This window comes from Pirellula sp. SH-Sr6A (assembly GCF_001610875.1).
Lineage (GTDB): Bacteria > Planctomycetota > Planctomycetia > Pirellulales > Pirellulaceae > JBKCUI01.
This window is the reverse complement of sequence record NZ_CP011272.1, coordinates 4,817,531-4,843,912: the sequence shown is the minus strand read 5'-3', so window position 1 is coordinate 4,843,912 and position 26,382 is coordinate 4,817,531. Positions and strand designations below refer to the sequence as shown.

The 26,382-nt window shown below is 54.5% G+C and carries 15 protein-coding genes; 6 read left to right on the top strand and 9 right to left on the bottom strand.

The features are described from left to right. Position 1: 1 nt before the first annotated feature. A complete protein-coding gene (locus tag VN12_RS18555) occupies positions 2-3,517 on the bottom strand; it encodes a S1 RNA-binding domain-containing protein (protein ID WP_146678235.1) in 3,516 nt (1,171 codons plus the stop codon). Positions 3,518-3,781: 264 nt separating this feature from the next. Here VN12_RS18555 and VN12_RS18550 point away from each other — a divergent pair, with 264 nt between their 5' ends. Both VN12_RS18550 and VN12_RS18545 read left to right on the top strand, forming a co-directional pair. Further along, a complete protein-coding gene (locus VN12_RS18550; RefSeq protein WP_146678234.1) occupies positions 3,782-5,134 on the top strand; it encodes a class II 3-deoxy-7-phosphoheptulonate synthase in 1,353 nt (450 codons plus the stop codon). A 53-nt stretch (positions 5,135-5,187) separates the two neighbouring features. Then, the gene (locus VN12_RS18545; protein ID WP_205855086.1) at positions 5,188-6,417 is read left to right on the top strand and encodes a formylglycine-generating enzyme family protein; all 1,230 of its coding nucleotides are present in this window, start codon (positions 5,188-5,190) and stop codon (positions 6,415-6,417) included. 82 nt (positions 6,418-6,499) lie between these two features. Here the strand turns inward: VN12_RS18545 and VN12_RS26235 are convergent, their stop codons facing one another. From VN12_RS26235 to VN12_RS18520, 4 genes are all read right to left on the bottom strand, one after another. After that, positions 6,500-7,255 (bottom strand): four helix bundle suffix domain-containing protein, encoded by a 756-nt coding sequence (locus tag VN12_RS26235; protein ID WP_146678233.1) that lies wholly within the window; start codon positions 7,253-7,255, stop codon positions 6,500-6,502. 147 nt (positions 7,256-7,402) lie between these two features. Beyond that, on the bottom strand, positions 7,403-8,896 hold the full coding sequence (locus VN12_RS18530) for a sulfatase (RefSeq protein ID WP_146678232.1): 1,494 nt from the start codon (positions 8,894-8,896) through the stop codon (positions 7,403-7,405). Between the two features lie 98 nt (positions 8,897-8,994). Next, complete coding sequence (locus tag VN12_RS18525; RefSeq protein ID WP_168164494.1) at positions 8,995-9,984, bottom strand: DUF1080 domain-containing protein; 990 nt, start codon at positions 9,982-9,984, stop codon at positions 8,995-8,997. A 55-nt stretch (positions 9,985-10,039) separates the two neighbouring features. After that, complete coding sequence (locus VN12_RS18520) at positions 10,040-11,413, bottom strand: Gfo/Idh/MocA family protein (RefSeq protein WP_146678230.1); 1,374 nt, start codon at positions 11,411-11,413, stop codon at positions 10,040-10,042. Positions 11,414-11,709: 296 nt separating this feature from the next. Here VN12_RS18520 and VN12_RS18515 point away from each other — a divergent pair, with 296 nt between their 5' ends. The 4 genes from VN12_RS18515 to VN12_RS18500 all read left to right on the top strand — a co-directional run bounded on the left by VN12_RS18515 (position 11,710) and on the right by VN12_RS18500 (position 16,705). Continuing rightward, entirely contained in the window at positions 11,710-13,167 is a 1,458-nt protein-coding gene (locus VN12_RS18515) for a sulfatase family protein (RefSeq protein WP_146678229.1), read from the top strand. An 86-nt stretch (positions 13,168-13,253) separates the two neighbouring features. Continuing rightward, on the top strand, positions 13,254-14,753 hold the full coding sequence (locus tag VN12_RS18510; protein ID WP_146678228.1) for a sulfatase-like hydrolase/transferase: 1,500 nt from the start codon (positions 13,254-13,256) through the stop codon (positions 14,751-14,753). Beyond that, a complete protein-coding gene (locus VN12_RS18505; protein ID WP_146678227.1) occupies positions 14,750-15,226 on the top strand; it encodes a hypothetical protein in 477 nt (158 codons plus the stop codon). Before VN12_RS18510 ends, VN12_RS18505 begins: the two co-directional genes overlap by 4 nt. Positions 15,227-15,271: 45 nt before the next feature. Beyond that, the gene (locus tag VN12_RS18500) at positions 15,272-16,705 is read left to right on the top strand and encodes a sulfatase (RefSeq protein WP_146678226.1); all 1,434 of its coding nucleotides are present in this window, start codon (positions 15,272-15,274) and stop codon (positions 16,703-16,705) included. A 2,005-nt stretch (positions 16,706-18,710) separates the two neighbouring features. On the opposite strand, the gene VN12_RS18495 is transcribed toward VN12_RS18500, so the two are convergent. The 4 genes from VN12_RS18495 to VN12_RS18480 form a co-directional block, all read right to left on the bottom strand. After that, on the bottom strand, positions 18,711-22,004 hold the full coding sequence (locus tag VN12_RS18495) for a sialate O-acetylesterase (RefSeq protein WP_205855085.1): 3,294 nt from the start codon (positions 22,002-22,004) through the stop codon (positions 18,711-18,713). A gap of 73 nt (positions 22,005-22,077) precedes the next feature. Next, entirely contained in the window at positions 22,078-24,477 is a 2,400-nt protein-coding gene (locus VN12_RS18490; RefSeq protein ID WP_146678224.1) for a c-type cytochrome, read from the bottom strand. Positions 24,478-24,522: 45 nt separating this feature from the next. Continuing rightward, positions 24,523-25,569 (bottom strand): ThuA domain-containing protein, encoded by a 1,047-nt coding sequence (locus VN12_RS18485; RefSeq protein WP_146678223.1) that lies wholly within the window; start codon positions 25,567-25,569, stop codon positions 24,523-24,525. A gap of 24 nt (positions 25,570-25,593) precedes the next feature. Beyond that, positions 25,594-26,364: a hypothetical protein gene (locus VN12_RS18480; RefSeq protein ID WP_146678222.1), complete on the bottom strand. Its 771-nt coding sequence runs from the start codon at positions 26,362-26,364 to the stop codon at positions 25,594-25,596. Positions 26,365-26,382: the final 18 nt, after the last annotated feature.

Below are 26,382 nucleotides of genomic sequence, written 5' to 3'. Positions count from 1 at the left end.
GTTAGGCAACAGGGCCGTTGGGTGCATCGCTCGATTGCGTCGACTCGCTCGAAGGTTGACTTGGAGTCGCGCTGGAGTCAGGAGCCGTGGAGGCGGGCGGCGTCGGCTCGGTTCCTTTTTGCTCTGGTACGATCTCGGACTCCGGCTTGGACTTCTTCATGAACTGCATCAAATCGGAGAACGAACGCAGCGGCTCCTTGCCTTGTTGCATCGCATCGGTGATCGGCGTGACAGGCTTTGGAGGATCGACTCGCTGTGCCCGCCTCGGTGCAGAGTTTTGTTCGTAATCGCGATCGCGGCCACGACCTCGATCGTTTCGATTGCGATCGTTACCTCCGCGTGGAGCGCCTCCGGTGCCTCGATCGTTGCGACCGCCTCCTCTGGGGCTGCCACGATCGCCTGCGGGTCGGTCCCCGCGGCCTCGTTCTCCACCCTCGGCGCGTGGCGCGTCGGAGCGAGCACGATTGTCCCCGCGATTCGGCGTACCTCGGCGTTCACCCCGTCCCTCTTCGGCTCGGCCTTGCGATCCTGCTTGCTCACGGCGCGAAGGTGTACCGGGTGGGATGGCCGTTAATGCGACCCGCTTTCGTTTTTCGTCGATGCTCAGCACCCAGACGGTGAGCAAGTCACCCATTTGGACATACTGATGTGGATCCTCGACGTAGTTCGGAGTGATCCGACTGATATGAATCAATCCGCTGCAATCGGGGCCCAGATCGACGAATACGCCGAAGTCGGTCACGCCAACCACGAGCGCTTGAACCATATCCCCTGGCTTGAGAGTGTCCAGCTTCGGGAATTTGCTGACGAGTGGTACCGGGAAGGTGTACTCTCGATCGTCTTCGAACGGTGAGTGCAAGGAATGCGCCACCCTTCGCATCTTTTCTCGCCCGACTTGCCAGCTGCGAGCCAACCGTTCGATGTCGATCGCGAGCGTTTCGCGAACGCGAGGGGATGACTCGATCGGCGGCATGGCGACCGCAGGTCCGGCTGGAGCTGTGTTGGATTCGTCGTTCGAACCGGCAGGTGCCGCCGACTCGGTATCGACGGCTTCGGTGGGAGCCGAGCCAACGGTGGACGCATCGGCAGCGTCCAATTCTTGAGCTTCGTCGGAGGCCCCGTTGGAATCCGCGGTTTCGCTGGGAGCTTCGGAAACGGCAGCCGTTGTGGAATCACCTTCGCTGCTTGTTTCCTCGGATGCGGAGGTATTCGCCTCCTCCGAGTGCTCTCCAGAATCCGGATTCGCTTCCATTCCGAACGGTTCGGGTTCGGCATCGAGCGATGCTCCGAATTCGGCCTGCTGTTTGGCGAATGCCTCGTCTGCGGCCGCGGATGCTTCCGCGATGGCTTGGTAGTTCGGTTTAACCCAACCTTCCGGTGCTGCAGGGGGAGCCGGCAAACTCGCATGCTCCATCAACCGTTCCGCAAGTCGGTAGTCGTCGGGGTGGATCGTTGTGGCGTCCAATGTCTTATCGCTTCCGTACACACGCAGGAAGCCAATTGCCTGGCGAGCCTGCATGTCGGTCAGATGCTCTTTGAGTACTGCCAAGAGCGATTCGCGATTGGTGATTCGATCTTCGCGGCAAGCAGCCGAAACCGCTTTGGCCGCAGCCAAATTCATCCCCGGCGCCCGTTGGAGTACTTCTGGTTCCGTGGTGAATATGTCCAGACCGGATCGCGAAATAGCCGAAGAGACCGCATCGCGGAGAGCCAATTCTAATTCGGATTGAGGTAGTTCTCGCTGGTAGGACCCCAGTCGCAATCGCGAAGGGTCCACCTTGAGAACCTGTTGCAACGGATCTTGCAAACGTCGAGCTAACCACACCGCAGCGCGGTGACGGCGGGAGATGCTAGGAAGCTCTACCAAGCAAATGCGCGAGTTGCAGTAGCCATCGGCGCCGGCTCGATCGACCATGGTCCAATACAGCGACCCTTCGCTCGATTGCCGTAACAACTCTGCAATAGGCTGGATCAAATAGCGGCGGGCGGGACCATTCGACAGGGATATCAGGGTCACCCGATGCTCGTGCACCCATTGTCCGAGTGTGACAACGTTTTGTGCCACAATATCCGCACGGTTGCTGTTGCAAGGAATCTCGCCGGTGAAAACGATCTGTCCTTCCGCATCGACGATTGCTGCGGCAGCCATCTTGGGACCGACTGCATCGATCATCAAGATTCGGTGCCCGCGAATGGGGCGTTGCAGCAACGAGGATTCCAGGTGGGCGACCGCAGATTCCGTTAGTTCCTCATTCGCATACTCTTCCAGGATCGCCATGACATCTTGATGCACCCGAGGCAACAAGAACGTATGCAGGGCGGACTCGGCGACTTCTAAGAGGAAGCTGTGCATCGGATGCCGTCCGGGACAAAGCGCCTCGCGGCACATTTGAACCAGCGGTTTCTTGTCGTAATCGATATTCAGCTGGATGATTTGGGAACGCAATCCGCGCGCCAGCATCAAGATCTGATACGGAGTGATATTGCCGACAGGTTTCTTGAGTCGAGCGTAGGACTCGAGGATGCTCCGAAGCCAACGCCGACGTCGTTGTCGAGGAGAAAGCTGCTTTTCGGAAAGACTCTTGGTCTTGATCGGCTTGGAGGGTTTCTTGCCCTGATTGAAGTCGGCGATCAAGGGAGCGACCGACGAATCGAGGGAAGGCTCGAGATCGGCGGTCTCGTTTTCGGCGGACGCCGCCTCCGCCCCGTCCGAATTCTCTGCGTGGGATTTTTCAGACGCTTGGAGTTGCTCCGTTGTGGATTCCGGAGCTGTCTCGTTGCTCGAGGCATCGGTACCGGAGGCATCGGAGATTGAAGTCCCGGCACCTGCTGTACTGGTACTCGCCGGTCCGGTGCTCATGGCTTCGGCTGGAACGGAGCCATGGTCTTCGGATGCTTCGAGGCGCTTTTCCGCGTCGCTTCCCTTGGGAGGCTCTGGCAGAACCTTGACCGACGCGCCGCCTTTGCGAAGAACATACTGTTGCAGTTCTCGCATGAGCCGAAGGTCCTCGCTCAGCAGGTGGGTCATCCAGAGCTTGGTTTGCTCAATGATCTCCGCGGTTTGTTCGGCGGGAATCGATGCGGTCTGCGCCACCCAGGCCTGAAAGTCGGCAGGAGGCTCGGACTGCATCGTCAAAATGGCCTGCCCGACCAGTTGGGCGGCGGGGCATTTCTCTGCGATGCTGCGGGCATTCTTCCGAGCGCGAATATGACGGATGGTCGTGTCGATCTCGGCAATCGAACTCGCCTTGTTAACAACCTCGGCGATGGTTTCGCTCCAAAGCGAATCCTTTTCCAAGGCCGCGATGACCTTGCTCCGATGGTTTTCAAGCCGTTCAAATTGTTGCAACGTTCGCTTCAAGGTCGATAGCGTTCGTTCATCCATGTTCCCCAACTCATCGGGACGATAGTTCGCCAAATAGTTGGGTTCGTAGCCTTGAAGGAGCAATTCGCTAGGGAAACGAAGTTGTTCTTCCGGACGGCGCACGCGGCGCGCGATCTCTTGGAGGTGTTTCATATGTCGTAGTCAATTGACGTTATCTCGAATTGCCGCAATGATTTGCGGCAAAAGTGCACGGTGGGAATCTATGGGAGTTCCACCGGCTTGTCAAGCTTTCTAAGGGATTGTGGAAGAATCGATGCCGGTTGCGACCCCTGCGTTAAATTCAGCCCTCGCAACAATTTGCCCTCACGAGAACCCTGGATCGGGTTTATCTTAGATTCGTTCGAATTTCATCCGCCGGCCGATTCTTTCGGCCCACCCTCAACATTTCCTTGTCCTATGTCTCAAACTTGGTCGCCGACCTCGTGGAAGAATTTTCCGGCCGCACAACAACCGCTTTATCCTGATTCGGGTCAACTTTCTGCGGTTGTGAAGCAAATCAAAACCTTGCCACCCTTGGTGACCAGTTGGGAGATCGATCGTCTTCACCAAGACATCGCCTTGGCACAGCGTGGGCAAGCTTGGCTTTTGCAAGGGGGGGACTGCGCGGAAACGTTCGAGCAATGCCAAACCGAGCCGATTGCCAGCAAACTCAAGTTGCTGTTGCAGATGAGCTTGGCCATCGTTTTTGGGGCTCGCAAGAGGATCATTCGGGTCGGACGGATGGCAGGGCAATACGCCAAGCCTCGCTCGAGCGATACCGAGTCCCAGGGGGGCGTCACACTTCCGTGTTATCGCGGCGATATTGTTAATGGATACTCGTTCACGCCGGAAGCGAGGATACCTGACCCGCTGAGGCTGCTTCGCGGATACGAGCGTTCGGCGTTGACCCTCAATTTTGTCCGAGCGCTGAGCGAAGGTGGTTTTGCGGATTTGCATCATCCAGAGAACTGGAATCTTCTTTTTGTCAACACGGCGAAGGGAGAGGCTGCGGAGCGGTACAAAGAGTTGGTTCGCTCCCTCGGGGACTCCATCCGCTTCATGGAAACCATCCTGCATGAATCGACCCCGGAGTTGAAGCGAGTGGATTTCTACACCTCGCACGAGGCGCTTCATCTGGATTACGAAACCGCGTTGACTCGGGAAAGTGTGCGTGGCATCGGTTTTTACAATATGGGGACCCACTTTCCATGGATCGGAGAGCGCACACGACAGCTGGGCGGCGCCCACCTGGAATATTTCCGCGGTATTCGAAATCCCGTTGCGGTGAAAATCGGAGGATCGATCCAACCGGAAGAGCTGATCGAGATGATCGACAAGCTTAACCCGGAAAACAAACCGGGGCGCCTTACCTTGATCCACCGCATGGGTAGGAACAAAATTGAATCCCAACTCCCACCGCTGATCGATGCGGTGCTTCGGGAACAAAAAACCGTTCTTTGGGTGTGCGATCCGATGCACGGTAATACCGTGAGCACCGCCGGCGGTCGCAAGACCCGTCGCTTCGACGACATTGTGGATGAACTGCGTCTTTCGTTTGCAATCCACCGAGCTTGCGGCTCCACGCTGGGAGGCGCTCACTTGGAGCTGACCGGCGAAGATGTCACCGAATGCGTCGGAGGTTCACGCGGGCTGACAGAATCCGATCTCGAGTCGGCATACCAAACTCAACTCGATCCGCGATTGAACTACGAGCAAGCTCTCGAGATCGCCTTCGAAATCTCCAACCAACTTTCGCAGCAGCGGTTCTGATCCCTCCAGGAACCAGCGCGGAACGATAACCCAACCTCTCTGGAACCCTCGCGATGCCAACCAAATCCCCTTCTTCGTCCCAGTCGAACTCTTCTCGCAAGACAAACGGGGTTTCTACCTTTTTGCGATGGGGGATCGTTTCCGGGGGGGGAGTGGGGCTAGGTTTGATCGCCTACTTTGCTTTTCCATCGCGGATGGGCCCTGAACAAGGTGATGCACCGAACGAAGGCGGGGGGAGCAAAATGGTGCGCCAGCGAGACCAACTAGAGGCCATACAAGCCGCCTCCTTTTTTCCTACGATTGAGAATGCGGACCCAGCTCCCGATACTGCTCCCACGGGGATGCGTTGGATACCAGGGGGCGAGTTCTCCATGGGGTGTGAATCCAAGAACGAATCGCTTTGTGGAACGCCTGGGACCACGATGGACACGGTCCCCATCCACCGCGTCTATGTCGATGGATTTTGGATGGATGAAACGGAAGTGACCAACGCGCAGTTTCGCGCCTTCGTCGACGCGACCGGTTACGTCACCATTGCAGAACGAAAGCCAACGCCCGAGGAACTGCCGGGAGTCCCGGAGGAGTTGCTCGTCGCGGGTTCTGCGGTCTTTCAGCCCACGGACGGGACCGTTCCTTTGGACCAATTCCTGCAGTGGTGGAAATATGTTCCCGGCGCTTGCTGGAAGCATCCCCTTGGGCCGGAGTCCAACCTCGATGGGCTCGACGCGTATCCAGTCGTGCATATCGCGTTCGAAGATGCCGAGGCCTATGCGAAATGGGCTGGAAAGCGACTCCCTACCGAAGCGGAGTGGGAGTTCGCCGCGCGCGGTGGAAAAGCAGGTGATCTGTATCCGTGGGGAAACGCGGCGCGCGTCCAAGATCGCTACTTCGCGAACTACTACCAAGGCGCGTTTCCCGTTCGGGACGGTGATGCCGCTTCAGATGGCTTTGCTGGAATCGCGCCGGTCAAGCAATACGAGCCGAACGCATACGGCCTGTACGACATGAGCGGGAACGTATGGGAATGGATTGGCGATTGGTACCGCGAGGATTACTACAGCACTCTCAAGGCGACCGGGAAGGTCGCCGTGAACCCATTGGGTCCTGAAGACTCGTTTGACCCGCAGGAACCCGGCCAACAGAAACGCGTTCATCGGGGTGGCTCGTTCTTGTGCAGCGATTCTTACTGCAATCGCTATCTGCTAGGTACGCGAGGAAAAGGAGAAATCCGCTCGACTAGCAATCACGTCGGATTCCGATGCGTCCAAGTGCCGAACAAATGATGGGACGGTGAATTGGGTGAGAAAGGGGCGGGGGGACGAGGTTGACAAGGTTGACAAGGTTGACGGGGTGGAACAACGGGGGTTAGGCAGGGAGAGTCCCTTTGCAGGTTGGGAATTGAGAGCAGCCCCAAAAGGGACCTCGCGATGAATTTCTTCGCCTCATGGGTCGGGTGCAATTCGGACACTGCGGGGGGGCGTTCCCGCCATGTTGGCCATCGCGTGCCGCGATACGACGCGCCGTCAGTCGCTCCTGGAACCCTCCCGACTTCTCAAAGGCTTTGCCCTGCGACTCGATCTGGCTCTTCAGCATATTGAGAGCTCGGCCAATAATGACGAGCATGGCATTTGCAACAACCACCGGATCGTTGGAGTCGAGCCAGTCTGCATACTTTCGTCGTTGTAGCCGGGCATGTTTCGCCGATTCGTGAACGACATCTTTCGCGAAAACGGGATCGTCTAACGAAATCGCGTTGATCGCCTTCGCATCAGACGTGTAAGCCGACCATGGGAGATCCCCGTGATCAAGAATAAATATCTCAAAGTCGCCCCGTAACTCGCTAAGGCTGGCTCGAGCGACATCGGTGAGCTTCATTTCCGTATCTTTTGATGTCGAGGACCTTTCAGATCCCTCGATTATATTCTGGCGGCCGCTTCGAGCGGCCTGCGTCATTTGATCGTACTGTCTGCCTTTGGGATCATAAAACTTCGCTTCCAATTCCCGGTAATCATGCGAGAAGAACCGCCGACAGAATCGAAGCGTCTCCAATTGAATAATGGTCGCGAGCGTAAATGTATGCAGTCGGCGAAAGCCGCCATGCGGATCCAACAATTCGGGCATAGTTGGTGGTCTCCTTCGACCAATACATTACATCGCTATTTCCCGTCTGTCACCCCCGTCACCCCCGTCACCCTCGTCAACCTCGTCACCCCCGTCACCCCCGTCAACCTTGTCCCACCACCCACCACCGCCATCCTCATTTCCCACCTAACGTTTCGATTGTGGATCTGGGCGTTTGGCAGCTCGTCCGTTGGGTTTGCTGGGATCGTAGGCGGGATTGGGAATCGAATGCTTTGCACCAACACCCTTCTGCCACATGCGCAATTCCTGCAGCATCTGGGCCGCTTTCACGGGCTCCTGCCCCGCGAGATCGACTTGCTCCCCGATGTCTTTCGAAAGATCAAACAACTCGGTGCGCCCGTCTTCGAACCACTCGATGAGCTTCCAGTTTTCATGGCGCATGGCTGCACCCGGTGCACCTCCTTGATTGCCATAATGCGGGTAATGCCAATAGAGCGAGCGCTTCGGCATCGTCTCGCCACGGAACAAGGGGACGAGACTGGAGCCATCGAGAATCTGGTTCTCTTCGGGCTGGGCTCCGGCGACCTCCAACAAAGTGGGCAAAAAGTCCGGGCTGCTCACCGGGGTTGTGTTCACACTCCCCGGTTGAATCCTCGTAGGCCAGCGGATCAATAACGGTTCACGGATACCACCTTCATAGAGCCAGCCCTTCCCTCCTCGGAGCGGGGAGTTGGAGGTAGGCCACCCCTCACTCGTCGAGAGTCCCCCGTTATCACTGGTGAAGATGACGAGCGTATTGTCTCGCAAACCCAACTCATCGAGTTTGGTCAGAACCTTGCCGACAGCTTGGTCCATCGCTTCGACCATCGCGGCATAGACCGCATGGTCTTGAACCAACCGGACATCTCTCTCGAATTCGCGGCCCCACTTTTCCTCAAGCCCCAGTCGTTTGCGTTTGTCTTCGTACTTTGTTTTGAGATCCTCCCGAGCCATCAAAGGGGTATGGACCGAATAGAAGGAGAAGTACGCCAAGAAGGGGCGGTCTTTGTTGGCCTCGATGAAGCTCGCCGTCTCCGTCGCCAACCGATCTGGCAAATGCTCCCCCTCAGGCCCATCGGACAATCGAGGATTACCATAGGGTGAAAAATACTTGTTGCCCCCGTAGGGCCCCCCTCGATCGATGCCACCGCGATTGATATCGAAGCCTTGGTCTTCCGGCCACCAGCCTTCAGGACCTAAATGCCACTTGCCGGCGAAGAAGGTAGCATAGCCAGCTCCCTTCAGCGATTTTGCCAATGTGGGTGATGAGAGATCCAGACGATCCGAATAAGGTGCAGGGAGTTGTTTCGTGTTGCGTTTCCAATCGTTGGGGCGCAACGGAGCCCCAATGTAATCGGTAATCCCGGTGCGCTGAGGCCATTGACCGGTCAAGATGCTGGCGCGCGTCGGCGAACAAACGGGGCAAGCTGCATAAGCGTCCGTGAAGAGCATCCCTTCCTTGGCCAAACGATCTAGATGAGGCGTTTCGTAAAACGTGCTACCGTAACATCCGAGATCCCGCTGACCTAAATCGTCCACCAGGAAAAAGACGATATTCGGCTTGTCGGCAACTGGCTCGGCGGCATGGATCGATGTTATCGAGCAAACCAATGCACCGATGAAGACGAAGAAGCGATTCATGATGAACTTCACAGAGAGGGAGGTGCTATCCAAGTAGGGGAATGCCGGATCCGCGAGTCAGGCACTACCGGAGTGCTGGTCCAGACGTTTGTCCAAATCTACTGCACGATCCATATGTTACGAAATTCGACGGGGTTACCGTGTTCCTGGAGGAAAATGGGGCCGAGAGGTCCTGTCAAGGGAGCGGTTTCAGGTGCCGAAGTCGTGAAATCCTTTTTCAACTCCACATCGTCGTGGATGATGACCCCGTTGAGACGCACGGTGATGCGTGGCCATGCCGTCCGCTTACCCGATGCATCCCATTTCGAGGCTTGAAAATCCACGTCGTACGTTTGCCAAGCCAACGGGGGGAAGCACATGTTCCATCGCGGTTTCGCAATGGAATAGATACCGCCGCACTCGTTGTCCTGAGGTTCAAGACCAAACGAATCCAGAATCTGAGTCTCCCAACGACCGCTGTGGTAGACGCCGCTATTTCCCCGCTTCTGACCGCGAGCAAACGGCTTGTACGGAGTCCGAAACTCAAGGTGCAGATGGTAGTTTCCAAATGTCCTTTTCGTCGTTGTTCCCGTGGCATGGAGCAAACCATTCTTCATTTGGCCACCCAACCATGCGTCTGTCGATGTGCCGTCGAACAACACGACTGCGTCGGGAGGTGGCGCTTTGCCTAGTGTCGGACTGCTTCGCTCCACTCGCGCGAGGGAATGTTCGACGCCATTTGGGGGCGTCACGAGCCATTGTTTGCCATTCCATTTCAGGGTAAACCCACTGATGGAATCCAATCGCCGCAATTCGTTTCCGTCAATTTGTACGGAGAGTTTGATTCGATCTTTGCCTGGCTCCCATCCCGCGCTGGGGAGTCCACCCGGCAGAACATGAACATCAAACTTTCCGTCCCCGAGCGCTACGACTTGAGCTCCCATCGCATCGCTTGCGTATTCTCCTTGAACACGGAAGTCAGGGTCCTCTTTCCAAGCGACAACAGGATCTGTCCAGACTTTATCTTCACCCAAAACAAATGCGTTGAGCGAACCAAACCACGACACCAGGAGAGGAAAGACGATGAGGGAATTCGAGATCGGTTTCATAGAGAGGTCGCATCGCGTGGTGAAGGGAGGAACGGGAGTGCGTGAATCGCAGGGGTTAGGACCAAAGTTGTTCGCCATACTGCCACCCCGCGCGGGCTGGTTCTTTAACGAACGCATTCAACTCGGGATGATTCGTGATTTTCCCTGATTTTGCGTCCCACTCGATGCGAGTATTGAACCGTTGGGCGAGCACTCCAAGTAGGACGATCTCCGTGAGTTTGGCGCCATAAGAAAAATGAGAACCTGGCTCGGGGCCTTCCCCTTTGATCGCTCTTAGCCATTCGCGAAACGGTCCTCCTGCGACTCGAGCAATCGTCGACGTGGGTGGGTTCTTTAACCAAGTTTGATGCAGTTCTTCGTCGGCGAGGGTCGGCACTCCTGCATGGGTTCCGCACCCTAATAATCCCTTGCTTCCCACCATCCAGCAGGCCTGTCCCTTGTGGGTTGCATTCTCCGCCCCGAACTTGTCGATTCGCCCCACATTCTTCCAATCTTGAGGCCCGTCAAACCAATCGAGTGTTACCGGACCGCGCCGATCCTTGGCGGGGAAATGGAAACGAATATGACTTCCCGATGGGATCACTCCGTCGAGCGAATCCTTTCGATCTAAACACTCGACTGCGGTTGGAGGGTCCAAGTCGAGGGCCCATACGGGCGTGTCGAGTGTATGGCAGCCCCAATCGCCGAGCATGCCGAGACCGAAGTCATAAAACGATCGCCACTTCAGTGGGTGGTACTCACTGCTGAAGGGACGCTCTGCGACGGGGCCTAACCACAAATCCCAAGCAAGCCCCTTGGGAATGGGTGCCGACGGAGGGGGCATCGTCGAAGGGTTTGCAAAGTGCTGACCACCCATTTGCGGGCCGCTGTTGCGACAAAAGACTTGGGAGACTTCACCAATAAGTCCGGCGCGGTACGCCTCCACCGACTGACGAATTCCATCCCCTGCATGTCCTTGATTCCCCATCTGAGTTACGACTTGGTAACGTTCTTTTGCCTTGACCAAAGTACGGGCTTGCCAAATGTTGTGCGTGAGGGGTTTTTGCGTGTAGACATGAATCCCCCGTTCCATCGCTGCCAACGTTGCGGGAAAATGCGTATGGTCGGGCGTCGATACGACGACCGCATCGATCTCCTTCCCCATCTTGTCGAACATGACCCGAAAGTCTTCAAAGAAAGGTTGTGTGGTACGCCAACTTTTTAAATTCTCGGCGCAATGATCGCTGTCCACATCGCAAAACGCGACCAAGTTCTCGTCGCTGCAGCCTTGTTTGTAAGGTTGTTGTGCGATCCAGCCTCCTGAACCTATGAAGGCCACATTCACTTTGCTATTCGCGGATTTCCCTTCCTTACCACTAGCAAAAGTTGGAAATACAGCGCTCGCAGCACAGGCAGACGCCGTCCCTGACAAAAAATTTCTTCGTTTCATGACTCGTTGTCGCTGGCAGGTAGGAGAGGTGAGATTCGCAGTGGAAACACAGCTTATAGGAGCGACATGACGTTTTCTTGCACGTTCTCGAAGCGTGTCCCGTCAAAACGCGCATAATGCTCTCTTCACGCTCTTGGTGTGTTCCTCGGTCCGATCGAGAGAAGTCCAACGCGAAACGGTACTGCACGGGGGATTCCGGCAGCGCAATAGGGAACAGCATGCTGGGAGGATGATAGAATGCCAGGCTCGGAAACGAGGAACAAACGACGAGTTGTTACGGCAAGTGTGGGGCAGTGATGAAGAGAACGGTCAAGCTATGGCTCGCATTGATTGTGTTCGCAGCGTTCTCTTACAACATCGCCATAGCAACGGAATTACAGCATCCGAACATCGTATTGATCCTGGCTGATGATCTGGGATACGGCGACGTGCAATGCCTCAATCCGCAGAGAGGAAAGATCCAAACACCCAACTTGGATCGCCTCGCTACACAAGGAATGGTATTCACCGATGCGCACAGCGGATCATCCGTCTGCACGCCAACACGCTACGGGCTCCTGACGGGTAGGTATGCTTGGCGCACGCGATTGCAGAAAGGTGTACTCGACGGAGGAAATGACGAACCTCTTATTGCAGAAGACCGATTCACCTTGGGGGCAATGTTAAGTGGCCATGGATACGTTGCCGCATGCATCGGCAAATGGCACTTGGGTTTTCAGTCCGACGCCCGAACGGTCCAAGGAGGGAAGGCGATGGGACAAAACGGACTCCCTGTGGGAGCGAAGATTCTAGGTGGTCCCATCACACGAGGCTTCGATACATTCTGGGGCTGTTCCAACGCGAGAACGATGTCGTCCCTGATCGAGGGTGATCGTGTTATCGAGATGATCGAGACGGTCGATATGTTGCCACGATTGGGACAGCGAGCGGTCCAATTCATCGAATCGCACATCGCGTCTTCGAGCAAGGAGTCGCCATTTTTCCTTTATCTTCCTCTCACCTCGCCCCATACACCCATCGTACCAAGCGATCGTTGGCGAGGTAAAAGTGGTTTGGGTGACTACGGGGACTTTGTCATGCAAACCGATGCCATCGTAGCTGATGTGCTCAAGGCACTGGATGAGCAAGGGATCGCGGACAATACGCTTGTGCTGTTCTCTTCGGATAACGGTTGCTCTCCCGCAGCGGATACCGAAAAGTTGGAGGCGGCAGGGCACTTCGCCAGCGAGCGCTATCGAGGGTACAAGGCGGATATCTGGGATGGAGGGCATCGCGTTCCGCTATTCGTTCGCTGGCCAGGCAAAGTGAAGCCAGGAACACAAAGCGATCAACTGATTTGCCTTACCGACGTAATCGCGACATGTGCAGAAATCATTGGGCATAAGCTGCCTGATACCGCCGGTGAGGATAGCGTAAGTTTCTTACCAACACTGCTTGGTAAGGAAACGCCAGTGGTTCGGGAATCGATCGTCCACCATAGCATTCAAGGGAAATTTGCAATCCGCGATAAGCGTTGGAAGTTGTGTTTGTGCAACGGGAGCGGTGGTTGGTCGAAAGGGAAAACCACCTCTCCACAACTCTACGATATGCAAACCGATCCAGAGGAATCCAATAACATGGCTCAGCACGAACCCGATGTGGTTGCGAGATTGTCGGAGTTGTTAAAACGCTTCATCGAGCGTGGTCGCAGTACGCCAGGGACGGAGCAAGCCAACGATGTCAAGGTGAACGCCCCCTATGGAACGCTCGATTAGATATGCAGATTGCCGTTCGGATTTCATCTCACGATTGATTCCTTCCCAATATCCCTCCCAACTCCATAAAGTAGAGATCCAATACGATGAGACTTTTCCTCTCCTTCCTGGTGCTCTTGATTGCATGTTGCACAACGGCTGTCGCCGGCGATGCGAAGCGTCCGAATATTCTTTTCATCCTCGTCGATGATCAGTCCCCATGGGATCTCCAATGCTACAACCAGGGTTCAGCGCTGGATTCACCGAACATCGATCGGCTCGCACGCGAGGGGATCGTTCTCGACGGTGCCTACCACATGGGAGCGAACATGGGAGCCGTTTGTACCCCATCACGCCACATGATCATGAGCGGGCGCAAGGTTTGGCATTTGCCAACTGCTCCGCAGGCCGTGCAAAAAGGACTTTGTCCTCCCGATTTGGAACAGCAGACCATTCCCGCCGTCTTCAACCGCAACGGATATGCGACCATGCGGACATGCAAACAAGGGAACAGCTACGAGGCAGCCAACAAACTCTTCACCGTGCGTCACGATGCCACCAAGCGAGGTGGAACACCCGAGACGGGTAGCGCTTGGCACGGCGATAGAGTGATGGACTATCTCACCGAGCGCGAATCGACCAAGGAGACGAAGCCCTTTTTGATCTACTACGGTTTCTCGCACCCACACGATGAACGAGATGGTACACCGAAGTTGCTGGCCAAATATGGAGCGACCAATCACACAGATAAATCCACGCCGCCACCTGCGAACCCCAAACAACCAAAGCTTCCACCAAACTATCTGCCCGCTCATCCCTTTCCACATGGCCATCCCAAATTGCGTGACGAGGTTGCCGTGAGTGGCGTATGGGAGCGACGCGACGAGCAGACGATCCGCAATGAACTGGGACGCGAATTCGCTTGCAGTGAAAACATCGATATCCAGATTGGACGTGTTTTATCCAAGCTCGAAGCGATGGGTGAACTCGACAATACCTATGTCATCTATACCGCAGATCACGGTATGGCCATCGGTCGGCATGGCTTGCAAGGAAAACAAAATCTCTACGAACATACTTGGCGAGTCCCTCTCATCGTAAAGGGACCGGGGATCCAAGCTGGCAGCCGCGCCGAAGGAAACGTTTACCTGCACGATGTGCTTGCGACCCTTTGCGACTTGGCAGGCATTCCCGCTCCCCAAACCAACGAAGGCACGAGCTTCAAGCCCGTGCTTCTAGGACAACAAAAAACCATTCGCGATACGCTTTATGGTGTTTACTGCGGTGGAACCAAGCCTGGAATGCGAGCGGTCAAGAAAGGGGACTGGAAACTGATTCAATACGACGTTTTGAACGGTAAAGTCAGAGAGTCTCAGCTCTTTCATCTGAAAGATAACCCGCAGGAGTTCCTCATCGAGCATCACGATCCCAAAGTGAAGACGCTGACGGGGGCGAATCCGTTGCCTCATCAAGTGAATCTCGCTTCGGATCCAAAATACGCCGACAAGCTAGCAGAAATGCAATCGCTGCTCCTCGACGAGATGCGGCGACTGAACGATCCTTGGCGACTCTGGAATCAACCGGATGATGGGATTACCTCGCGATGAAAAAGGACCTTGCTGGTCTGGTTTTTTACTTGGTAGTGTTTTCGCTATCGATCCTTGGAATTCAAAGTTGTACCAGCTATGAACCACCGCACTATCTCGCTAACCGAGCGATATTAGAGCGAAAGGACTGGCCGGAATTTCTCCAAGAGTTGAATAGTCAGGATCTCGATACGACGGCGTTTGCTACGCAGCTGACAGTGTATGCGATCTATCACGATGAGTATGTTTTTCAATGCGACGACTGCGATGCCTTTTTTGAATTGATCAAGGATCGTTGGAAACTCGAGAGGATTGATAAGAACTTGCTGTATGTCCACCGTTTCCAGACCAGAATCCCCAAGGAATGTCTTTCCGATGACAATGAATACTTTGCAAATCCAAATCGTCGCGAAGGAGATAAGGGGATGCAGATCGTGATTTGTCGCTCACCAAGCCGTGGAACGCTCGCAGGTCATTACTACTACAATTTCTGAGAGTCGCTTGGTTGTGTTTTCAGCATGAAAGTTAGGGGGCTGTGAATGAGATCGGTCATGTTGAGTTGCTTGTTCGCAGTGTTGTGTCTTCTTTCCTTCGGCGGGCGGATTTACAGCGCTGATCGCCCCAACGTCTTATTCATCGCAATCGATGACTTACGATGCGATCTTGGATCGATGGATGTTCCTTACGCAAAGACACCGCAGCTCGATGCGTTTGCGCAGACGGCAAGGGTTTTTACTCGGCACTATGTTCAAGTGCCAACGTGCGGCGCCTCGCGATGCGCACTGCTTCGAGGGCGATATCCGACCGTCCCTTCCCAGATCAACAATGGTGGGATTGCTCAGACTCACAAGGAGTGGGGGCATCAAAGTTTGCCGACCACCTTTCGCAGAGCAGGGTACAAGACATTAGCACTGGGCAAGATCACGCATCACCCCGGTGGACGAACCGGAAAAGAATGGCGAGATGGTCCGGAAGAGCTCCCAGGAGCTTGGGATCACGCTTGGATCCCAGATGGACCATGGGAGAGCCCGGAAGCCATCATGCACGGATATGCCGATGGCGCGCGACGCCGACCAGGTAAGTCTTTGCCTTGGGAATCCCAGGACGGTCCAGATGAATCCTACCCAGATGCTTGGGTGGCAAAGGAAGCGATCCAAACGCTCGAGGATCTATCCAAACAACAGGAGCCATGGTTCTTTGGAGTCGGTTTTTTTAAACCTCATTTGCCATTCGCTGCACCGAAGCGTTGGTACGATCTCCATGCCGATGGCATACCCGATTTGAATCCATTGGCAGCAATGAAGCCGAAATGGCCTTCGACGTGGCATAAGAGCGGGGAGCTGCGAGGCAATTATGGGCACGAGCCAGGTCGCGATCCTGACACCGATGCCGAATATGCGAGGCTGCTACGACGCGCCTACGCAGCTTGCGTGAGTTACATGGATGCCCAAGTAGGGAAGGTGTTAAAAGAACTGGAGCGATTGGGACTCGATGACAACACCATTGTCGTGATCTGGAGCGATCATGGATTTCTGTTGGGTGAACACGCTATTTGGGGGAAGCATTGTCTTTACGAAAACGCCTTGCGATCCCCACTTATGATTCGTCATCCTGACATCAAGCAACCGGGGAAGCATTGCGACGCGATTGTCGAGACAATCGATGTGTTCCCGACCTTAACGGAACTTTGCAGTTTGGAGGCTCCAGCCACTCTCGACGGTCGCAGTTTGGTGCCGCAGCTTGCAGATCCAAGCATGAAGACGACCAAGCCTGCTGTCGGATTTTGGGGTGGTGGACAGCGCACTGTTCGAACGGATCGATGGCGAATGATCGTAAGCAAGCCCAACGGAGAAAAGGCTCCACAAGTGGAACTGTTCGACTACGAAACGGATCCGGAAGAAACGAACAACCATGCAGACGCTAACCCCGCTGTTGTTGCAGAACTTCTTCAACTTCTCAGCCAAGCTCCTTAGAGCCTATCCTTCGTGATAGCTGCTTTGACTACAATCGTTCAGCGTTTGTATTGCAGCCAAGTGACTTGGTCTCAAATCATTTCCTAAAGTGCAGTTAGCTCAACATGCTTACACATATACGCCTTGGCGTTGCCAAGTGCGAATGCCTGTCTTAGCCCCGGTAGGGACGGCAGAGAATAGCCCAGCCTTTCAAGGCTGGGTGGGCCCGCGTCGCCCAAGTCCCGGTAGGGACGAAAGAAATCCCATCGCGATAGACGGGTGTCGCGATGAATTGCGTGTTACCGATTCGTTAACATGAACTGCCCATTCCATCGACCGCGTTCGCAACAGGTACCGTATCGAGGCGATGGCATTGCTACGCGGTAGTGCATTATTATTCGTCCGAATACACAACGCGTTCTTTCGTCCCTGCCGGGACTGAAGAGCCTTTGGGATCCTTACCCAGCACTGAAGTGCTGGGCTATTGTCTGCCGTCCCTATCGGGACTGAGAGCCTGTCCGAAACCTCATTGCACTGGGGGTCCCCGCATGTACGGTTGCACATCAACCCAGGGGAAACCGCAGAATTGGGGAAAGCGGTCAGAGAACAAACAGGGGCATTGCTAGAATGAAATGTTCAGCGTCTTGAGAAAGCAGGAACACTAATCTCCACTGATTCACACTAATCAAAATCCGCGACAACCTTGTTGATATTCCTTATTAGTGTTGATTAGCGACGATTAGTGTTCTGCTCCCATGCAATCCGAGGAGTTGATTGGTCGCGAAGCCATGGGTTGTCGATCACATGTCCGGCAGCACACGATTACCTGGAAACCACTGTGAGATGACGAAAGAATTGCCTGGTTCCTTCCAAGCTATCCTGTAATTGTCCAGGATGCGGATCTCGGGAAAGTCGTTATCGTCGTGATTTACCTGAGGATGTTAAAGACTTTCAAGGACTAGTCTTCCCCACCGGGCAAGTACCTATCCCGGTGGGCAACACTCGCGGCCCCCAGTATTGGTGCATTCCACGAGCAATTGAATCTTGATCGGTTCCTAGTCAAACTCTCGAGCTTGGCTCGAAATGGATACGCAATCACACCTTGGCGTTGCCAAGTGCGAATGTCTGTCTTAGTCCCGGTAGGGACGGCAGAGAATAGCCCAGCCTTTCAAGGCTGGGTGGGCCCGCGTCGCCCAAGTCCCGGTAGGGACGAAAGAAATCCCAACGAGGCAAACGGGTGTCGCGATGAATTGCGTGTTATCGATTCGTTAACATGACCTGCCCATTCCATCGACCGCGTTTGCAACAGGGACCGGATCGAGACGGTGGCATTGCTACGCGGTAGTACATTATTACTCGTCCGAACACACAACGCGTTCTTTCGTCCCTGCCGGGACTGAAGAGCCTTTGGGATCCTTACCCAGCCCTGAATTGCTGGGCTAGTGTCTGCCGTCCCTATCGGGACTAAGAGCCTGTCCGAAACCTCATAACACTGGGAGTCCCCGCATGTACGGTTGCTCATCAACCCAGGGGAAACCGCAGAAATGGGTCAAGCGGTCAGAGAACAAACATGGACATTGCTAGAATGTGAATTTCAGCGTCTTGAGAACGCAGGAACACTAATTTCCACTCATTCGCACTAATCAAAACCAAGACAATCCTGTTGCCTTTTTTTAGTGTTGATTAGCGACGATTAGTGTTCTGCTCTCATGTAATCCGAGGAGTGGATTGGTCGCGAAGTCATAGGTTATCGACCACATGTCCGGCAGCACACGATTGCCTGGAAATCAATGTGAGATGTCGAAAGAATTGCCTGGTTCCTTCCTCGCTAACCTGTAATTGTCCAGGATGGGGATCTCGGGAAAGTCGTTGTCGTCGTGCTCTACCTGAGGATGTTAAAGACTTTTAAGCGCGATTTCCTAACCCAGCACTGAAGTGCTGGGTTAGTGTCTGTCGTCCCTATCGGGACTTCTTACATCTGGGGAACTCAAAACCCACCGTTGAAACGCTCGGCTATTCTCTGCCGTCACCGTCCAGAACTAAAACCAGACTTCTCGTCTAGTAGTTTTCTCGCTTCGAAGAATCGACGTTTTTTATCTTCCGCTTGGAGGGCTTGAACAAGCTCACGAGACTCTTTGGGGCTGATCACGCCAGGTGTTGTCGTTTTCTTTCCGGTATAGATCTCGACCATATCGGCGAGCGAGAATGAATCGTTGCGCTGTGTATCGAAGGGGAGTCCCGCATTCTCCGACGACTTCAAATTCTCCAATGGATTGCGAGCCCACGCGTAGCGGAAGTAAATCGGTTCGGGAACCAGTTCGCTGGAAAGGACGATAGTGGAACGCTCCCAATTCGGTTCTCCCTTCCCTTCGTTCTTGTCCAACCACACCGCCTTGGCAGGCTGAAAGCGACCATCCTTACCGGCGATCGCGAACCCTTGAATCGGACCATCGTGAAAGGGGATCGCCCAAGTATCGAGCTTCAAGGTTATCTTCCCCGGCTCAATCTTGCACTCCTGCAATTGCGGTGGAAGCCATCGTATCGACTTGCCGTACTGCGTCGCTAACGCCCATTTCGCAATCCGCTCGCCGACCGGAACTTTGATCTGTGGATGGTACCAAGCGCGATGTTGATCGAAGCTACTGGCATACCCAATATTCTTGTCACCCTGGTCGCGAAGCTTGAGGAAGGTTTGGTAGTGGACTTCGCGAATGTAGACACCTTCATCCACCATAGGTGGTAGAAAGTTCTCTAGTGTTTGCGGCTGATCTTGCGTTTCCTGGGTAATGATACCGAACGGCATGTTGGGATCATTCAATACGGAACGCCATGCCTTGATCATTTCAGGAAAGACAGCGGCATACAGTTTGTGTCCGTTGGGTTGCAAAGCGTCGTTGTAGCCTTGATGCCAAATGGCCCCTTTGACGGGCAGTCCTGCGATGGTCGAAATCGTACCCGCAAAAAGATTCCCCGGTCGATTCATGTCGACTGCTGGGCCCGGAAGCAACTCATTCGGCCGTTTGCGATTCTTGGGGATAGGTTTCCCCTGCGCTTTTAAGTTCGCTTCCCGTTCATCAAATTGCTTGATCCGTCGTTCCAGATCCTTCTGCGGATCGAACTCAGCCACTCGCGTGTCCCAATCCAACAAGGTGCTTTGCAGTTCAGGCGAATTGATCTTCGTCAGTACCTCAATCGGTGTCCAAGCTGCCAGAGTGGTACCTCCTCGAGAGACATCCATGATCCCGATCGGTACCCGGGTCGCCATGTGGATCCGACGACCAAACACGTATCCGATTCCAGACATGTCGCGCACAGACTCAGGGGTACATACATCCCAATATCCTTGTCGAAAGTGCTGGCTGAAGAAGTCATTCCATTGGTACTGACGTGGAAAAGATGTCTTCGTTTCTGGTCCGTTCAATTGGGGGACTGTGAAGAGTCGAATCTGGTCGAAGTTGGCAGAGAGGATTTCGAGCGGTCCCTCCTCCACTTTATGGAGTTCGAACTCCATATTGCTTTGGCCACCGAGAAGCCAGACATCACCGACGAGAATATTGGTCAGTTCGATCTTTGCATCTTTGCCCTGGACCACGATCGATCGTGGATTGGTGCTGGCTGGCATGGGAGAGAACTCCACTTTCCAAGTCCGGTCGGCCGCTGCCTTGATCACCCGCGACTCCTCGCCCAAGGTCACAGTGACTTGTTCGCCAGGTGAAGCCCATCCCCAAACGGGAATCGGCCTATCTCGTTGAACCACCATGTTGGATTGAAAGAGGTTGTGAACACAAAGGCCATCGGAAATGTCCGGCGTATCGATTCGGTCTTCACCTGGAACCAATGGATTCTCATCGATTGCCTTGGTCGACACGAGGACGTTTCGCTTTGCAGGTACTTCGTTGACCGTATAAAAGGCGTTGCGGTGCAGCAGTTCTTCGCTGTCTCGCGAACGCAATCGGACCAAGTCGAACTCGTACACAAACCCCTGCTCCAGTTCTTCCAGCGAGATCTTGGCAGAAAGACCATCGGGTGCGAGCACGACCTTCTTGACTGCAGGAGACTTTTTCTCGATCTCCGGTCCTCCATAGGCTCCATGGTAAGGATGGGTGAAGGCCGAAATAGAATACGATGCTGGAGAACTGCCAGTCACGGGTTCGACAGGCTTCGTAAATGTGATTTGAAAGCCATCCGGTTCGATGGTAATGCGGTTGATCTCGAACGGCATTTTGCCGCTCCATTCCACACGTTCGAGCGCAAACGGCTTAATGCCTCGCACGGGCCACCCGCGATTGGTTCCCCCGGAAACCAGATTTCCTTCCGGCGTAAACTCCACATTGAGAATGCCGGTCGAGATTCCTTCGCGAAACGGATAGCAAGCTCCTTGCCAAACGCCGTTCACCTGCTCGGTGGTCGCACGCATCAAGATGGATTGCGTGTAATCACCGAGGAACATTTGGTTCTCAAAAGGACCAAACTTCCCACCGGTTCGATCGACGCTGAATGCCGTGATCGATCGACCCATTCGTACGTACGGAAAGATGACAGCGTAGGGCGTTAGTTGCTTGATCCGTTTCTTTTCCAAGACAATTCGGCTTCCCGGTTTCGGCATCTCCGGAATCGGCCCTAACTCGGGCGAGTAGGGATACCAATGGAAGCTAGCGGGGTGCCCGTGGAAGCTTTGCGGAGCAACCGCCTTCAAGCTACAGGAGCAGTTCCAAGGTCCTTGGCTTTCCACGTAGAAGAGTGCGTCATGTTCATCGAACCCAATACCACCAGGGCTACGAAGCCCGCTTGCAAACGCGGTCGTCTTGCCATCGGGCGCTACCTTCATGATGAATCCACGATTCCAAGCGTGGGAATGATAGGACGCCGATAGCCCCAGCGCCACAAACTGATTCCCCTCACGATCCACCTGGGAGCCAAATGCGTACTCGTGATAATTCGCATATCCCCAATCGTCCGACAAAGTCTCGAACCGATCGGCAACGCCATCTCCGTTTGTGTCGCGAACTCGAGTCAACTCGCAACTTTGTGTTACTCGAAGGGAATCCTTTTCCCAAGCGAGTCCAAAGATCTCGTCTAGCCCAGTCGCGAAGCGATGATAGGTTGGATTGGGCTTTTTGGCGTCGATCCCGTCCAGAAAGTAAATCTCTCCATGACGAGTTCCTACCGCTATTCGACCATCGGGAAGAGTAGCAAAAGCGCCGGCTTCAATGACCGCATCTTTGGGCATTGGAATGTTAACGATGGGATAGTACTCGCGCTCTCGCTCTTCGGTTCCCCAGCGTTCGCCGACATCCTCTGCCAGGAGAGAGTGCGGCATGAATATACAAACTATGAATACGGCCAAGGGGATGATTGGAGCGAACCAACAACAAGCATTGGCGATCCAGCATTTACTTTTTGATCGGTTCATACTGAATCTCCAGTGTTGACTTGCCTTGTGGGATTTTCAATCGAAGCAACAGTTCTTGACGCGAGAGCTGGCTTGAGTCACCTCTCATCACTGTTTCGACCTCCGGTATGGTGATTCGGATTTGTTCATTTCGAAACACAGAATCCGACTCCCGTTCGAGGGGACCTGCCCATACCCGGAACCAAATGGTTTGGGGACTCTCCGATTCAAATTGCATGACTCGGTGGAGGACGAGTTTGTCTTCGTTCGAGATAGCATGAGAGCGATCGTCGATGCGGATATTCCCGCTTCGATACTGAAACGTTGGTATAAAAGCTTCGTCGAGAAAATAACCGCGGAATTGGTAACCGACATTTTTCGGGTAGAGAGGATCCGGGTTCGTTGGTGTTTCTTTGCTCATCAACGGCAGCGACGGCCAAGACGCTTTCGCATCGGAAAGAGATGCAAACGAAACATCTTGCGCGAATGCAATCGGTTCGCTTGCTGGATTGAAGTCACCAGAACCTTGTCCACTCCAGTTCACGTTCACGAAGTCACCAGTCCAGATGGCGGATAGCGTCCCGGTTTCTGCATTGAATGCGTAGTGGATTTTCTCCGGTAGCCCGACTGCAATACCCCGAAAGCCCGCAATTCGGCTTCGTCCTCGGTGAATCTGCGCGACATCGTTGACTTGCAGCTTCGTGTTCTGCGCTCGCACTCCACTCGGGTCGGCAGCGGATGTACCCAGGGAAAGGTAATACCAGATTGCCTCGATCTGTCGGTCGGTGTCTCCATCCAAAATATGGGTGTAGATCGCTTTCCCATCAGGCCAAGCGGTAGGCATAACCGTGCGAGGTCGAAAGGATCCTGGATTCTTTACATACCGATAAAACCACTCTGGCTGCAGACGCTCGTAACTGGTCAACAGATCGATCCCTTGATTGACATTGGCGGCTTTACCGTTGAATCGGTGGCAGGCAACGCAATTGGCTCCCTTGTCTCCCAGCAGTTCGCACCCTGCAGCCCGGACGATTTTTTCCTTTTCCCGCTCCGATTCCTCGCGGTTCTCCGGCTTCGGTATTTTCAGTTCCGGGCCATCCAACATATCGACTCGCCGGAAAAGACCAGGCAGGTGAGAGAGATTGCGATCTCCGTACTGTGGCATTCGAGTGCTCATGTAGGAACGAACGCTTTCGCCGTCGAAGAGAACCTTCTTCATCCACGCTGGTTGAAGCTTGGCTCCTACCAAGGTAAGAGGTGGTGGAATGCGTCCATCGTCCCCTAAATTCAGTTCACTCCCTTTGAAGAATCCATTGTGCGCATCGTGAACACCGCCGTAGCCATCGCGAACATGGCAATCGATGCAGCGGAATGCAGTGAGATTCTTTGCGATCGCAATCTGCTCCGTATCGACTGGCCCTTTATCGCGAAGTGCCGCCACCATCGCAGTCCGTTGTTCGGATGTCAGGCCGAATAGAGGAATCTGTTTCATTGTACTTCCATCACGGCTTGTCGATAAACATCCTTCCGATAGATCGGCCGACTGGAGCGATCCCACTAAATCACTGGGTTCCATGTTTGGCAAAGCATGGCATGCCGTGCAACGGAGGGACTGGAAGTATTCCTTCCCTGCGGTGACGAGGGATGCAGAGGGTACCAACAACGCATCCGATTCCTCCTTTTCAGCGGTGAGATAACTCGCGATCGCCATCGCCTCGTCTTCGGTCAGCTTCATGTCAGGCATGCGGCCCGAGCTTCGGACGAGCAAGGGCTGAAACAGAAATGCTTGCAGCGATTTCAAACTGTATTTCTGGGCGACATGCCCGAGCGGGAACGCATTGGGTTTGATCTTTTTCCTTGCTGCGAGCACTGGATCTTCTTCCTCGTCTTCCTCTTCCTCCGGGAGATTGCGATTTGGGTTCTCCGCAAGTTCGGCATCTTGAGGGCCATGGCATGCGACACACCCAACGGAATGGAAGAGCGATTTGCCGGATTCCTTGTCCGGATTTGCGGTCGAGGCCTTAGCGGCTATGGGTTTGGATTGAGCGACCAGAAAATGGGTGAGCGCTTCCGCAATTTTTCGTCGATCCGATTCTGGTTTCGACGCCAGCAGATCCGGCATCGTCGTCCCAGGATGTGCCGATCGAGGTGACTCCAAAAAGCGACGCAGATACTCGGGTCGGATCCGGCCTCCGACTTGCGATAAGTCCGGGGCGGTCTTCTCCGGTAGTGAACTATCCGGTGCACCCGAGTGGCAAGCGGCACAGCGGAGTTCGGAAATCAGAACACTTCCCGCTTGGGATTGGGTTAAGGGATGGTGCCCCGGCAGCGAAGGGTCCCCTGCCCGTACCAAGGCGCTCATGCATGCGTAGGTGCACGCGATCCACATCCAAAGTCTCATGATGGTTGCTTGACGTATTTGTTAGAGATCATGGAATTGGAATCTTTACTTGTAATAGGAAACGGGGCGAGGTTGCACGCCCAACTCTTTGTAATTGAATCCGCTCTCCAGGGGCTGGTAGGAACCTACGATGTCGACGCTGCGAGTCGCGGAAATGGAATTTTCCATTTGGAGTCCCCAGTAGATTGCATTGACGATCAAGCGGCGAAGTCCGTCATTTTTCAAGTCCATGCCGCTCCCCATGGTGCAATGGAAAACCCTCGCATTGTTTCCCGTGCTCGTCTTCCAGGGTTTAACCCATGCGACGGGAAGAGGTTCTAGTTTCTCATTGGGAGCGTCTTCGGGTTTGCGGCCCATCAAGGGTTGTCCCCAAACGAGAGCTGAGCAAGCTGTGGGCAGGCTCGTTCCTTCTTTGTAGGTGCGGTAAACATCCGAATCCCCCCAAATTTCTGAGACACCCGTGAGAATGGGATGTTGCGAGTGGTCTTTATCGAAGAAGCCACGCGTGGAGTCGGCATGCCATCGTCCATGGTGATTGAGAAAGGTACCACCGAGGATATCCTCTCCCCATCGGACTTGCTTTCCATCGATCTTGTAAGGGAGTGGACCGCGAAATCCGTGATTGGCCGTACGCAATGCGATGAATGGTTTTCCCGAATCAACATACTCAACGATATGCTGAAGCTCGCTTGGCGGTAGTGTTAGGAGTCGAGTGAAGAAGATAACTAGATCCGCGGTCGCTAGGTGTTCCAAGCCAGGGATGCGATGTTCCTGGAAACCGGACTCTTTTCCTTTTTCGGGATAGACAGGCAAGGTCGGGTCGACTTCACCGCGATCATTGACTCCAAAGAGTACGGTGCAGTCGAAACCGTGATGCGAAGAAAGGATCTTCGCCAGCATCGGCATGGACTGCTCGCATCGGTACTCTTGCTCCGCTGCAATAAGCACGATGCGTTTTCCCTTGCCTGGGCCATTGGAACCCGGATAGGTTAGCCAAAGATCGGAATCGGTGGCTGGTTGCGCGGACGCGAGCGTGGGAAGAAGCAGGCATGTAATAAGGCTGCAGGCATGGACGAACGAAGGGGTTTTCATCGGATGAAGAGTGTGAGTGATGGGTTACGGCGAACTGGGAGAGGCGGCGCGAACCCCCCAGAGATTCTCGAGTAACGAGTACATGGCGGGGTCATGCTTTTGAAGTTCCTCTCGCGTGAACGGGAAGAAGTCATTGCGAGAAAAATAGGCTTCGGTGGTTTCGGCAAAGTACTCCATGGCGTTGTTCATTCCGTACGCGCGTTCGAACGTGTTGGGAGAATCATTCCCGAAGGATCGCTCAACGCGTTCGTAGATACCGAGCTTCTTGGCATGCAGGAATGCATTTTGGATCTCTTCGTTTTGAAATCCCTTTGGAAGGAATCGAAAGTGATACGCATGCGCCAGTTCGTGCAAGGCAAAGTTTGGCATTCGCTTCATCTCTGCTTCGAAGTTCTGGACACCCGAAAACTCGACTCCAAGCGCCATCGCGGGATCCCGACCGTTCTCTCGCAGCCAGCTTGCTCCGGGGTGGAATTCCGCACCGCTCCGGCCGGGTTTGTAGGAGGGGGAAATATATAGCGGTACTTTTTTCAACTCGACGACGGCAGGGGGCGGGAGGTCTCGAACGATTTCGTCCAGCATCTTTTTCAGGCCCGCGAGTGCCTTCTCGGTGGCATTGGCTTCGGACTCCAGCAATCGTTTGGCAACGTGAACTTTCCAACCCGCGACGTCACGCGTCTCTCGTTCGATGGTACCCGACGTGGCAGGATTCGCTGGAAGCTGGGACGAACTAAGCCCAGCTGCGCAGGCGAGCATCAGGTAAAAGGCAGCGCATCGAATGGAAAATCGGATCATGGAGCATCCCGTGTTCTG